Here is a 12,347-nt window from a genome sequence, read left to right as displayed (position 1 = left end):
TCAGGCCGGTCGCGAGGCCAGGTGCGGTCGGGGCGGATGGACGGCGCCCCGGCCGGCGACGCGGTTGAGCACCGCTCGCGCGATGGCGTCGGCGTCCCGGAGGAACGCCGAGTCCGAGCGTGCCAGCGGACCCAGCTGCGTGCCGTAGTGCAGGTGCTCCAGGGGCACGCCGAACACGTAGAGCGAATCGTCCTCGGTCCCGTCGACGGAGACCGCGCGGTAAGGGGAGCGCCCCACATCGATCGCCCCGGTGACGAACGGGGTCTGCTCGATCGGATCCGGCATGCGGTACGGACGCAGATGCCCCGCGTCGCGCAGCGTGCGCAGCAGCGGATCCCCCGTCTGCTGGAGACGGTTGGGCGGGAGGTGCGCCTCCAGCAGCGCGCGGGCGTGCCGCGGGGCGGACGCGACCGCCGGCGACGACGCCGCGAAGCCGTCCTCCGTCTCGGTCACCCTCAGGGACGGTCCCACCGGCTCGACGACCCCCGCCTCGGTCAGGGCGTGAAGCTCGGCGATGCGCCGTGCCGGCGGTCCGCTCGCCAGCGAGCCCGCGAAGCCGCGGTACCAGCGGTCGACGTCCCGATCGTAGGAATGCCCCCGGAACCCGCCGTACGCGACGAGCCGGCGGAGGGCGCCGCGGCCCTGGCCCAGCGCCACGGATGCGCACTTGCGCGCGCTGTCGAGCCCGCGTCGGGCCTCGTCGTGGTCATCGCGGAGGTCGTCGAGCCACCACTGTCGAAAGGCGTCGGCTGAGACGAACGAACGACCCTGAAGGGGGCGGTCCCAGGCCGAGAGGTCGAAGAGGCCTCCGGTGGCGGAGACCAGGGCCGCATCGAGCTCGGCGCTCGCCCAGGGCAGCTCGTCCAGGGCGTCCAGCACCTGCTGCGGGTCCGTGGCGAACCGCTCCGGCTCCGCCCGGGCGAGGACCATGTGGAACACTCGCGCCGTATCCTTGGCGATCAGGGGCCAGAGCTCGGCCCGGAAGTCGACGCCCGGCCGCGTCGCGAGTCGATCGACGACCTCCCTGGTCAGGTACCGCGGCGCGAACACCGGGGTCATAGAGCCGAAGAGGCCCTTCGCGCGGTACGGCGTGCCGCGCGAGGAACCGACGTGGAGGACGGGCTCGTCTCCGCTGGCGACGTACGAGAGGAGCCCTCCGTCGCGGTCCTCGAACCGACCGCCGCGACCGACCGTGAGCAGGGACACGTAGTCGAAGAAGTTCATGCCGAGTCCGCGGACGATGACGTCCTCCCCCGGCCCCAGAGCGCTCAGGTCCGCGTCGAGGGGATTGCCTGGACGCCCGTACCAGCCGCCGACCCGCCGGGCGTGCGCCGCCCTCGGAGCGTCGATCGTCGGGTCCAGGTCGACGTGACCGTTCGCGAGCACCAGCGCGTCGGCGTCGACCGTGTCGCCGTCGCTCAGTGCGATCGACCACCGGGCGGATTGCTTCCTCGCGGCGACGGCCCGGGCCGCGTGATGCACGACTCGCATCCCGTCCGGCACGCGGGAGAGGTCTTGCGCGTGGCACCAGCGCAGGTAGGCGCCGAGGAGTCGTCGCGACGGGTGACCGTGGGGCTCGATGCGCCCCGCCTCCTCGATGATGAACGGGTCGTCCTCGGCGATCGTCCCGGCGGCGACGGCGCGGGCCCACCCGTAGAGCGTCGGGCCCTCGACGATCGGGCCGTCGCACCGCACCGTCTCGTCGGTGAAGTGCGTCGCATCGTCGGCGAGGGTGTTCATCAGCAGGTGCGGCGGCTGGTCGTGCCGCCACACCCGACCGCCGCCGGGCGGGGCGGGATCGATCAGGTGCACGGTGAGGTCCACGGCGCCGCCGACGGCGTTTGCGACCAGGCGCTCCACGAGCGAGGAGCCGCGGGGCCCTGCCCCGACGATCGCGACGACCCCGCTCATCGGCTGGACTTCTCCGCCCGCCCGTACCCTCGCATGTACGCGTAGGCGGCGCCGGTCAGCACGATCGCCGTGACGACGGCCAGCGCCGACGCCTCGCCGATGCTGTTGCTCTCGAAGGCCAGCGACCGGATCGCGAGAGGCACGGTGACCGCGGCCTGATCCGGGCCTCCGCCGTTCGACAGCAGGAACGGGAGATCGAAGTCGTAGGCCGTCCAGATCGTCCGCAGCATCATGCCGGCCAGCACGACCGGCATGATCGAGGGCAGCGTGACGGCGGTGAACCGCCGGATCGCGCCTCCGCCGTCCATGGACACGGCCTCGTTGAGCTCGCGCGGGATGGACTGCAGCCGGGCCAGGACGATGATCATGAAGAACGGGCTGTACTTCCAGACGTTCACGACGACGGCGGTGCCGAGCAGGAGGTCCGGGTTGGAGAGGAACGAGATGGGCTCCTGGATCAGCCCGATCGACTGCAACAGGTAGTTCACCACGCCGGTCACGTCGTTGAACATGAACTGGAAGACCATCGCGACGACGATCGCCGGGACCATGTACGGGAACAGGACGAGCCCGCGCAGGAACGCCTGGCCGCGCAGACCCGCGTTCAGCAGGAGCGCGACGCCGATGCCGATGCCGACCTGCAGGATCATGTTCCCGCCGGTCCACAACACGGTCCGCAGCCCGGCGGCGAGCACCTCCGGGCGGGAGAAGATCGCGACGTAGTTGTCGACTCCGTTGAACACGCCCGCGCCGGTGGCGATGTCGACGTCGTTGAAGCTGTTCCACACCGCGATCCCGAACGGATAGACGGCGAACACGGCGATCAGCACCGCCGCGGGCAGCACCATGGTGAAGGCCAGACCGCGATCGGTCAGTCCCGTGCGACGGACGGGCGCCTCCTCGCGGGCCTTCGCCCGGGAACTCATCGTCATGGTCATCCCTTCACCGCTCCTTCACCGAATCCCGAGACGAGCCACCGCTGCGCGATGACGAACATCACGACCACAGGCGCCACGATCGTGAGGGCTGCGGCCATCAGCAGCCCCCAGCTGGTGACGCCCATGTGCCCCATCAGAAGGAAGATCGCCGGGTTGGCCGGCAGCTTCGAGTTGGTCGTCATCAGCGTCGAGGCGAAGAGGTACTCGCTCCACGCCGCGTTGAAGGTGAAGATCCCGGTGGAGATCAGGCCGGGCAGCACCTGCGGGATGACGACGCGACGGAACGCCTGGAACCGCGTGCAGCCGTCGATCATGGCCGCCTCCTCGATGTCGACCGTCGCGCCCTGGAAGTAGGACCGGAGGATCCACAGTCCGAAGGGCAGGAGCGTGGCCATGTACAGCACGGTGAGGGCGGCGCGGTTGTCGCCGAGCCCGGATCCGAAGAGGATCTGGGTCACCGGGACGAGCACGACGATCGGAGGGACGAGGTAGGCGAGCAGCGAGAGCTCTCCCACGGCGCGGATGAGTCGGAAGTCGAACCGTGCCATGGCGTACGCCGCGAGCGAGGCGACGACGAGCACACCCACCGTGGCGACGGTCGAGACCACCACGCTGTTGAGCAGGTACTGGCCGAACCCGCGGAGGACGAAGAGGTCGTCGAAGTGCTCGCCGGTGAGCCGGCCCGGGAGGAACGTCGGAGGGTAGGCGCTGATCTCGCTGTCCGGGCGGATCGCGTTCAGCAACACCCACAGCAGCGGGCCCGCGGAGAACAGCAGCACGATCCCCATGAGCACGTACTGGACGACGCGAAACGGTGTCATCCTGCGTCGCGGTCGCGGCCGTACGCCCGGAGGAAGGACGACGCGTTGGGTGGCGAGGGTGGTGGTCATCGTGTCGTGCCCTTTCTCACCGGGTGACCTCGGGCGTCCAGCCCGGGTTCGCGGCGCGCCAGTCGTCGCCGACCTTCTTGATCCGTGCCGCCGCGTTCCGCCAGGCGGTGTCGACGTCGACGCCCTTGATGAGGATGTCCTGGAACATCACCGTGTCGAGCGCGGGCGAGGGCCAGACATCGGCGGCCCACGGGCAGAGGTTCGAGATCTTCCCGTCGAACGTGCCGTCGCGGACCGCACCCATCGAGGTGGACGGCGTCATCGCAGTCGCGACGTTGTCGATGAACGTCCGCATCCACTGCCGGCGTTCGAACAGGTAGCCCTCGGAGGCGTCGTCGACCCGCTCGACGAGCAGGTCGCGCGTGCTCTTGAGCGCGGGGAGCAGATGACCGGGCACGGTGAGGGCGAACGCCACCGCGTCGTCCCCGGTCGTCAACCGCTTCAGGAACTCCGTGGCGAGCTCCAGGTTCCCGGTGTTCGCGTGGACCCCGTACTGCTGTCCGGATCCGAAGTGCAGTGCGGCGGTCTCGAAGGGGCCCGCAGGAATCGGCATCACGACGGTCGCGTCGGCCACGTCCTTCGCCTTCTCGTGCAGACCCGCGCCGAGGCGTCCGGGGAAGGTCGCGAACGCCGCGCGGCCGGCGGTATAGGAGTTGGCGATGTCCCCGAACGCGCAGTTGTACATGGAGTCGGAGGTGTGACGCAGGATGTCGGTGAAACTCTTCACGGCGTCGCGCGCCTCGGGACGGTCGAATGTGCACTCGCCGTCCTGATCGAAGTAGTCGACGCCCTGCTGGTAGAGGTACGGCGTGAAGAACTGCAGGCTGAGCTGCGGGGTCGCGCCGACGCCGGACGCGATGCCGATGATCCCGTTGCGGCCGTGCAGCGTGCGCACGGCGTTCAAGTACTCCTCGAAGCTCCTCGGGATGCTGAGGCCGGCCTCGTCGAGCAGGTCCTTGCGGGCGTAGACGAGCGAGGAGTTGGATTGCATCGGCATGCCGTAGTCCCTGCCGTCGATGATCATCCGGGTCCCCGGCAGGAAGTCGTCCTCGCCGATGTCCCTGACCAGTCCGGTGATGTCGGCGAGGTGCCCCGCGGCCTGGAAATCCGGGAACGAGCTCACCGGCGGCGCGAAGATCCCCAGATCGATGCCGTTCTGCACGGCCGTGGTGAGGTACTGGAGCTGGTTCGAGTCGGAGTACACCGTCACCTTCACGGTGTAGCCCGGATGGTCCTTCTCGAACTTCGCGATCACCATGTTGTAGAAGGCGAGGGTCGCCGGATCGTTCTCCACCGTGTACAGCGGGATCTCCGTGGAGGACCCGCCTCGCGCGCCGGCGGGCTTCAGACCGCCTGCGCAGCCGGCGAGGAGCGCCGTCGCCGAGAGCCCCATGGCGGCCGTCAGGAAGCCGCGCCGGGAGATGTCGCCCTGGAGGAGCCGGGTGCGCAGTGTCGAGAGCCGGTGCACATCGTCATGCGAGGGCATCGTGGTGCGTCTCCTTACGTGTCGAGAGGATGTGGTCGACCACGTCGTCGACGAGGCCGGGCGGGGGATCGAGCTCTCGTCCGAGGATCGCGGAGGAGAGCGCGTGGAGCGCGGAGAGGGTGCGGTGCGGCGTGCCGATCCGCCGCGCCGTCTGCGCCCACGCGGCGACGCCGAACGGGACGTCGTCGGTGAGGTAGCGGTACTCCAGGAGCCGCGGCGCGGGGGTGTCGTCGAACGGAGGAAAGCTCCGCAGGCACTCGACGAGCGTGTCGCCCGACATGCCCTGGTCACCGTAGAAGCCGTTCATCCAGTCCACGCCCGATCGGTCGTCCCCGCCGAGAGCGGCGACGAGCGCGCGGCGCTCGGCGTCCGCCGCGGACAGGAGCTCCTCCGCGGCCTCGGACAGCCCCTCCCGGTAGAAGCCGAACGGCTCGTCCCGATCGATCCGCACCGCGTTCGAGAGCACGAGCGGCGGATGGATGAGGTGGTTCGTGTTGCTGAAGGACGTGGTCGCCAGCGTGCTCGGCTCGAGGTCCGGGAGCCATGGCGCCAGCGCATCCGCGACCGTGAGGGTCTCATCGAGGGTCCGCCCGGCGATCGGCAGATGGCGCTTGACCGCGCGCACGTCCAGGTCGTCCCCCGAGCCCATCGCCGGGAACCCGGTGGCCTCGGCGATGGTCGGCGGATCGATCCCCGCCGCCTGGAACCAGGCGTGGGCCCGCAGCACGCCTCCGAAACCGCCCGGCGCCAGCAGCAGCGTGCCCCTGGACATCGCCGCGCCGTGCGCATCGAGCGCGGACTCGATCCGGGCGCTGCGGCACACGAGAACCCAGTGGGTCGCCCTCGGGTGCTCGGTCGTGCACACGTCCACGAGGGCGTCATCCCGGAACGGGGTGGCCGCCTTCGCCGGGCCCCCCGGGTTCGCGACGCCCGCGGGCGGCGCATCGTCGAGGGAGAGCAGGACGCTCCCTCCGCTGTGGGCCGCCGCCCAGGCGGCCACGCCGATCGCGGGCCTCTCGCCCACCACCGCCAATCGGTCCGTCGTCGAATCCGTGGTCGCCATCGACCCTCCTGCTCTCCATCGAGTTCCTGGCATATTACAGATATTTCAGTCGTGTGGGTAGTGTGATTCCCATGGTCGGCATTTCGTTGCGCGAGTCGGCGTATGAGACGCTCAAGGAGCAGATCCTCAGCGCGCAGCGCGCGCCGGGGGAGACGCTCAACGAGAAGGAGGTGGCGGCGAGCCTCGGCGTCTCGAAGACGCCGGTGCGGGAGGCGATCTCGCGCCTCTCCGCCGAAGGGTTCGTCGAGGTCTATCCGCGTCAGGGCACGATCGTCCGGCACGTCCAGGTGCGCGACATCAAGAACGTCCTGCTCGTGCGGAGCCTGGTGGAGCCGGAAGCCGCCTATCAGGCCGCGCTCCGGGCGACGCCGGAGGATCTCGAGCAACTTCGCACCCTCGACGACGAGCAGATCGCGACGCCGGAGGGCGCCTGGCCGGACCTGCGCCAGCACGCGCGCTTCCACGTCGCGGTCGCCGAGGTCGGTCGGGTGCCGCAGCTCACCGCCATCGTGGCGACCGTCCACGACCAGGTCCGATGGTTCCTCGCCAGTCACGCGAGGGAGGGCGGGGCCCCGTTCCCGATGCGACTGCACGAGACCCTTCTCGAGGCGATCGCCCGGGGTGACGCGGACGAGGCGCGTCGCGTGAGCGAGGAGAGCGTGCGGACCTCACGGGCGAACCTGCTGAAGAATCTCATCGACGGCTGACGCGCCCCGACGCTTCGGGTCGCCGCGTGTCATCTCGCTCCTCGCCCAACGGTCGAGCATTGCCTGAGTGCTCAGACGGGGCGGACGCAGGCGCACTGACCGGCGATCAGGATCCCTTCGGCGGCGGCGTCGTCGTCCTCGGAAGGGGCAGCCGTCGTCGCTTGGCGGCTCTCCGGGCGCCAGAGGAGTGGGGCGGCGAGGGACCCGGCGACGGCGAGGACGCCGAGGGCGATCCAGGCAGGCGCCAGGCCCGACGCCGTGCCGACCCACCCGGCGATCGGGTAGGTGATCAGCCAGGCGAGGTGCGAGAGCGAGAACTGGGCGGCGAACGCCGCGGGCAGCGCGGGCACTGCCACCGACCTGCGGATGACTCGGCCGGTCGGCGTGATGATCAGCGCCATCCCCGCGCCGATGAGGACCCAGACGGGGACGGCCGCGGCCCACGCGGCGAGCCCGAAGGCGGCCATGGCGACGGCGGCGAGCACCCCGGCGACGAGCACCGCGGCACCGGTGAGCATCACGCCCCGATCCGCGATCCGGTCCAGAACCCTCGGCAGGGCGAGCGCCACCACCAGCGTGCCGCCACCGGAGGCGGCGAGCATCCACGCGACGTCCGCCTGTGAGCCGCCCAGGGTGTCGCGGACGTAGTTGACGGTGTTGACGACGACGATCGATCCGGCGGCGGCCACCACAAGATTGAGGGCCAGGACGCCACGGAGCCGAGGCGTGGCGACGAAGGTGCGCATGCCGGAGCTGATGCGGTCCCACACACGGGTGTGGCCGCTGGCAGCGGCGTTGGGGATCCTGGTGGACAGGACCAGGCCCGCGGAGACGACGAACCCGACGGCGGTCCCGAGGAAGAGCCAGTTGAAGGTCATGAAGGTCAGCGCCACGGCGGCCAGGACGGGGCTGAGCAGGCTCTCCATCGTCGACGCGACCTGGGAGGCGGACAGGGCGCGGGTGTACTGCGACTCCTCCGTCACGATGTCGGGGATCACGGCCTGGAACGTCGGAGTGAAGGCCGCCGACGCGGCTTGGAGGACGCCGACGAGGACGTAGATCTGCCATACCTCGGTGACGAAGGGCAGCACGAGCACCACTCCGGCGCGGACGATGTCGAGCAGCGTGAGGAAGGCTCGTCGTGGCAGCCGATCGGCGTAGGCGCCCGCGAGAGGTGCGATGACGACGTACATGACCATCTTGATCGTCAAAGCGGTCGCCAGCACCGCCCCGGCGCTCGCGCCGGCGAGCTCGTACGCCAGCAGTCCGAGCGCGACGGTGGCCAGTCCGGTGCCGAACAGCGCGATGATCTGCGCGCCGAAGAGGTGCCGGTAGTCGCGGATCGCGAACAGTCTCACGTGATCTCTCCTCGTTCGAGGGGCGGCGCCTCTGCGACCGCGGTGCGCGCGGGTCCGCACAAGAGTTGTACTATACCCCGGTAACGTATTTATAGGCGCGCCCTCGGCGCGGGTGGGTGCGGGGTGGGGGTGCTGTTCAGGCGAGCGAGAGGAAGAGCTTCTCCAACTCCTCCTGCCGCAGGGCTCCCTCGTCCTCCGGGTCGGTCAGGCACTCCTTGAGGGCGGATGAGATGACGAGGAACCCCGCGCGATCCAGCGCCTTCGAGACCGCGGCAAGCTGCTGCACCACGTCGCGGCACGGGGCATCGTCCTCGACGGCCTGCAGAACGGCCGTCAGTTGCCCCTGGGCTCGCCGCAGTCGATTCGTCACCCGCCGCTTCGCCTCCGGGTCATGGGCGAAGACCGGGGGCTCGTGCTTCGTCGCGGTGCTCATGTGATGTCCTCTCCGCCTTCGTTCGATTCCACTATACCCCCAGGGGTATAATGGAACGGTCCCCTGGATACTCAGGGGAGTATCGAGACGAAAGGAAGTCCCATGTGTCGAGCCGTCCGCTGCCGGACCTGCGGGAAGACGACCTGGACCGGATGCGGTCAGCACGTCGCGAGTGTGAAGGCATCCGTTCCGGCCGCACAGTGGTGCAACGGGAAGCACACGCCGGCAGAGATCCGCGACGCGGAACGCCCCGCCGGCCTCCTCGCCCGGATCTTCGGTCGATGAGTCGGTCGGCGGCAGCCAGGGCCGCACGCGAGAGAGGACAGTGGGCATGAGGATCGTCATTGTCGGGGGAGTCGCCGCCGGGATGAGCGCGGCCGCGCGGGCGCGCCGTCTGGACGAGGAGGCCGAGATCGTGGTGCTCGAGCGCGGCGATCACGTCTCGTTCGCCAACTGCGGCCTGCCCTACTACGTGGGCGGTGAGATCTCCGAGGAGGACGACCTGCTGCTGCACACGCCCGCCTCCCTGCGCGCGGCGCTGGACCTGGACGTGCGCGTGCGGCAGGAAGTCGTCGGACTGGACGCCGCGGCGCGCACGGTCGCGGTGCGGACGCCGGGAGCCGCCGACGAGCGCACGGAGGAGATCGCCTATGACGCCCTGATCCTGGCACCCGGCGCGCTGGCCATCCGCCCGCCGATTCCCGGGCTGGGATCACCCCGCGTATCGACGCTGCGCACCGTGGGGGACGCCGTCGCGCTTCGGGACGCCGTCGAGGCGGGCGCCCGACGCGCCGTCGTGCTCGGCGGCGGCTTCATCGGCATCGAGGCGGCCGAGAACCTCCGCGCTCGGGGCCTGGCCGTCGATGTCGTGGAGCGGGCGCCGCACGTGCTGCCGATGCTCGACGCCGAGATCGCGCATCCTGTCGCCGTCGAACTGGAGCGGCTCGGGATCACGGTGCACGCCGCCGTCGAGGCGAATCGGATCGAGCAGGGCGAGGAGTACGACGTCGTCGTCCTCTCGGACGGAAGCCGCGTCGCCGCAGACCTCGTCGTCCTCTCGGCGGGAGTGCGTCCGGACACCGCGGTGTCCGAGGCGGCAGGAGTGGCGTGCGAGCGCGGCGCGATCGTCGTGGACGAGCACGGGCGCACGAACCTGCCCGGAGTGTACGCGGCAGGCGACGCCACGGCGGTCACCGACGCCGTGACCGGCGTCCGTCGTCCCGTCGCACTTGCGGGCCCGGCCAACAGGGCGGGACGACAGATCGCCGACCACGTCTTGCGTCCGGATGCCGCACGGCCCCTGCCTGCCCCGGTCGGCACGGCGATCGTGCGGGTCGGACGCCTCACGGCGGCCACGACCGGCGCCGGCGCTGCCGACCTGGCCCGCGCGGGGATCGCCGCGCACACCCTGCACCTGCATCCGACGCAGCACGCGGGGTACTTCCCCGGTGCGTCGCCGCTGTCCATGGCGGTGCGGATCCGCGAGGGGGACGGCCGGGTCCTGGGCGCCCAGATCGTGGGGCGCGACGGCGTCGACAAGCGCATCGACGTCGTCGCCACGGCGATTCGCGCCGGGCTCGCGGTCGGCGATCTCATCGACCTGGACCTCGCCTACTCCCCGGTCCACGGCAGCGCGAAGGACCCGGTCAACCTCGTCGGGATGGTGGGCGCCAACGTGCTCGACGGCACGCTCGCCCTCTGGTACGCGCAGGAGTGGGAGACGCTGCGTGAGACGGCGTTGATCCTCGACGTGCGCTCCCCGGAGGAGTACCGTGCCGGGCACCTCCCCGGAGCTCTCCTGATCCCGCACACCGAGCTCCGCGGACGGCTCGACGAGGTGCGCGAGGCCGCGGACGGACGGCCGGTCCGCGTGCTGTGCGGCTCCGGGGTGCGCTCGCACATCGCGCACCGGGTGCTGACCCAGGCAGGGATGGACTCGGCGTCCCTGTCCGGCGGGATGCGCACGGTCGTGAGCGTTCTCGGCGCCGACCTGCTGGAGCGGACGGGCGCCGAGGGGGTGGCATGAACGAGCACCCTGGCGACGCCTCCTCCGTGCATGGCGTGCCCACGGGGCACGGTCATGCCGATCCCGAGTCGCCCCCGTTCGGAAAGCGCTACTGGGAGGATCACTGGGCCCGTGCGGGACGACGCGCGCCCGCCCCGGCCAACCCCTACGTCGTCTCGGCGACGGCGGATCTCCCGCCGGGCTCGGCGCTGGACGCCGGCTGCGGCGTCGGGGCTGAGGCCATCGCGCTGGCCGAACGTGGCTGGAACGTGACCGGGGCGGACATCTCCCCGGCAGCCCTCTCGACGGCGCGCGCGAGGACGGAGGGCGCGGCGGCGCGGATCGAGTGGGTGGAGGCGGATCTGACACGGTGGGAGCCGGAACGCACGTGGGACCTCGTCGTCACGAACTATGCGCATCCGGACTCCGGGCAGCTCGCGTTCTACCGGCGTCTCGCGTCGTGGGTGGCGCCCGGTGGCAGCCTGCTCGTCATCGCGCACGCGGCCGGCGGCGGGCACGGGCATCACCCGGTGGAGGCGATGGCGAGCGCCGACGGCGTCGCGGGGGTCCTTCCGTCCGACGAATGGGTCATCGACTTGAGCGAGGAGCACGACCGGGAAGTGGCCCGCGGGGCGCAGACGCTCGGGCTGCGGGACCTGGTCGTGCGCGCCCGTCGCCGCTGAGGCACCCGGCCCCGCGGCCGTCTCATCCGTCGGCGGGTGACGCGTCTTCGATGAGGCGGTCGATGCCGGCGATCAGGATCGCGACGCCGGTGTCGAGCGTGTACCGGGGGCTGTGCGCGGCGTCGAAGGTCTGTCCCACCGTGGTGCCCACGCGCCCGGAGACGGGGTAGTCCGCGTCGACCATCAGGCGATCGAGCACCGGTGAAACGATCGCCCACCACTCGGCGTCGGCCATGCCGGACCGGCGCTGCACCTCCACGTCGCTCCGGCTCGCCCGGGCGGCGCCGGCGACGATGTTGAGCAGCGTCGTCAGCGACGCCTCCATGTCGAGGTCGGACAGTCCGATGCCGTCGAGGACCCGGATCTCGGTCTCGTACTTCCGTGCCGCGTGGGGGCCGAGCCCGATCCGCGTGTCCTGGACGTCGAGCAGCCAGGGGTGTCGGGCGTAGAGGTCCCACGTGAGTTCCGCGATGACGCGGAGTCCGGCGCGCCAGTCCCCGGCCGCGCGCGGGTCGTCCTCCGCGTACAGCTCGGCGTAGACGGCGTCGATCATGAGGGCGGTCAGGTCGTCTTTGCCCGGCACATGGTTGTAGAGCGCCATCGTGCTCACGCCGAGGCGCTCGGCGACGTTGCGCATCGTCGTCGCCCCGATTCCCTCCTGGTCGGCCAGGTCGATCCCTGCTCGCACGATGCGCTCCACCGTGATCCCGGATCGTCCCGGACGAGGATGGTGCCCCCACAGCAGATAGAGGCTGCGCACGAGGTCGGGCTCGGACTTCCGCTCCGTCGTCACGCTGCTCCTTCCTGCGTCGCGATCCCTCTGTCACGTCGACAGGATCACGCTATCCCACGGGCTAACGTACGCCGTACGTT

At 70.7% G+C, this 12,347-nt stretch carries 11 protein-coding genes; 3 read left to right on the top strand and 8 right to left on the bottom strand.

The features are described from left to right. The 5 genes from V6R91_RS33170 to V6R91_RS33150 form a co-directional block, all read right to left on the bottom strand. On the bottom strand, positions 1-1,911 hold the full coding sequence (locus V6R91_RS33170; protein WP_336398879.1) for an FAD/NAD(P)-binding protein: 1,911 nt from the start codon (positions 1,909-1,911) through the stop codon (positions 1-3). Beyond that, positions 1,908-2,843 carry a carbohydrate ABC transporter permease gene (locus V6R91_RS33165; RefSeq protein WP_336398878.1) on the bottom strand — a complete coding sequence of 312 codons (936 nt, stop codon included), beginning with the start codon at positions 2,841-2,843 and terminating at the stop codon, positions 1,908-1,910. The genes V6R91_RS33170 and V6R91_RS33165 overlap by 4 nt, the downstream gene beginning before the upstream one ends. Positions 2,844-2,845: 2 nt before the next feature. Further along, entirely contained in the window at positions 2,846-3,670 is an 825-nt protein-coding gene (locus tag V6R91_RS33160) for a carbohydrate ABC transporter permease (RefSeq protein ID WP_336398877.1), read from the bottom strand. Positions 3,671-3,755: 85 nt separating this feature from the next. Beyond that, positions 3,756-5,225, bottom strand: coding sequence for an ABC transporter substrate-binding protein (locus tag V6R91_RS33155; protein WP_336398876.1), 1,470 nt, complete (start codon positions 5,223-5,225; stop codon positions 3,756-3,758). Beyond that, positions 5,212-6,288, bottom strand: coding sequence for an NAD/NADP octopine/nopaline dehydrogenase family protein (locus V6R91_RS33150; RefSeq protein ID WP_336398875.1), 1,077 nt, complete (start codon positions 6,286-6,288; stop codon positions 5,212-5,214). Before V6R91_RS33150 ends, V6R91_RS33155 begins: the two co-directional genes overlap by 14 nt. A 71-nt stretch (positions 6,289-6,359) precedes the next feature. Between V6R91_RS33150 and V6R91_RS33145 the strand changes: the two genes are divergently transcribed. Further along, positions 6,360-6,995 carry a GntR family transcriptional regulator gene (locus V6R91_RS33145; protein WP_336398874.1) on the top strand — a complete coding sequence of 212 codons (636 nt, stop codon included), beginning with the start codon at positions 6,360-6,362 and terminating at the stop codon, positions 6,993-6,995. A gap of 71 nt (positions 6,996-7,066) precedes the next feature. On the opposite strand, the gene V6R91_RS33140 is transcribed toward V6R91_RS33145, so the two are convergent. Together V6R91_RS33140 and V6R91_RS33135 are read right to left on the bottom strand one after the other, a co-directional pair. Continuing rightward, entirely contained in the window at positions 7,067-8,353 is a 1,287-nt protein-coding gene (locus V6R91_RS33140) for an MFS transporter (protein WP_336398873.1), read from the bottom strand. Between the two features lie 136 nt (positions 8,354-8,489). Further along, the gene (locus V6R91_RS33135) at positions 8,490-8,786 is read right to left on the bottom strand and encodes a metal-sensitive transcriptional regulator (RefSeq protein WP_271059676.1); all 297 of its coding nucleotides are present in this window, start codon (positions 8,784-8,786) and stop codon (positions 8,490-8,492) included. A gap of 331 nt (positions 8,787-9,117) precedes the next feature. Here V6R91_RS33135 and V6R91_RS33125 point away from each other — a divergent pair, with 331 nt between their 5' ends. Then, complete coding sequence (locus V6R91_RS33125) at positions 9,118-10,812, top strand: FAD-dependent oxidoreductase (RefSeq protein WP_336398871.1); 1,695 nt, start codon at positions 9,118-9,120, stop codon at positions 10,810-10,812. Beyond that, positions 10,809-11,474: a class I SAM-dependent methyltransferase gene (locus tag V6R91_RS33120; protein ID WP_336398870.1), complete on the top strand. Its 666-nt coding sequence runs from the start codon at positions 10,809-10,811 to the stop codon at positions 11,472-11,474. The genes V6R91_RS33125 and V6R91_RS33120 overlap by 4 nt, the downstream gene beginning before the upstream one ends. Before the next feature lie 22 nt (positions 11,475-11,496). Here V6R91_RS33120 and V6R91_RS33115 read toward each other — a convergent pair whose 3' ends face one another. Next, a complete protein-coding gene (locus V6R91_RS33115; protein ID WP_336398869.1) occupies positions 11,497-12,267 on the bottom strand; it encodes a TetR/AcrR family transcriptional regulator in 771 nt (256 codons plus the stop codon). Positions 12,268-12,347: the final 80 nt, after the last annotated feature.

It is taken from the genome of Microbacterium sp. CCNWLW41 (genome assembly GCF_037083505.1).
This window is presented reverse-complemented; position numbering and strand designations above follow the sequence as displayed.

Excerpts from the sequence above, each read along its gene's own strand:
- V6R91_RS33155 (WP_336398876.1), bottom strand. The coding sequence starts at position 5,225 with ATGCCCTCGCATGACGATGTGCACCGGCTCTCGACACTGCGCACCCGG.
- V6R91_RS33135 (WP_271059676.1), bottom strand. The coding sequence starts at position 8,786 with ATGAGCACCGCGACGAAGCACGAGCCCCCGGTCTTCGCCCATGACCCG.
- V6R91_RS33160 (WP_336398877.1), bottom strand. The coding sequence starts at position 3,670 with ATGACACCGTTTCGCGTCGTCCAGTACGTGCTCATGGGGATCGTGCTG.
- V6R91_RS33150 (WP_336398875.1), bottom strand. The coding sequence starts at position 6,288 with ATGGCGACCACGGATTCGACGACGGACCGATTGGCGGTGGTGGGCGAG.
- V6R91_RS33125 (WP_336398871.1), top strand. The coding sequence starts at position 9,118 with ATGAGGATCGTCATTGTCGGGGGAGTCGCCGCCGGGATGAGCGCGGCC.
- V6R91_RS33145 (WP_336398874.1), top strand. The coding sequence starts at position 6,360 with ATGGTCGGCATTTCGTTGCGCGAGTCGGCGTATGAGACGCTCAAGGAG.
- V6R91_RS33170 (WP_336398879.1), bottom strand. The coding sequence starts at position 1,911 with ATGAGCGGGGTCGTCGCGATCGTCGGGGCAGGGCCCCGCGGCTCCTCG.
- V6R91_RS33120 (WP_336398870.1), top strand. The coding sequence starts at position 10,809 with ATGAACGAGCACCCTGGCGACGCCTCCTCCGTGCATGGCGTGCCCACG.
- V6R91_RS33165 (WP_336398878.1), bottom strand. The coding sequence starts at position 2,843 with ATGACGATGAGTTCCCGGGCGAAGGCCCGCGAGGAGGCGCCCGTCCGT.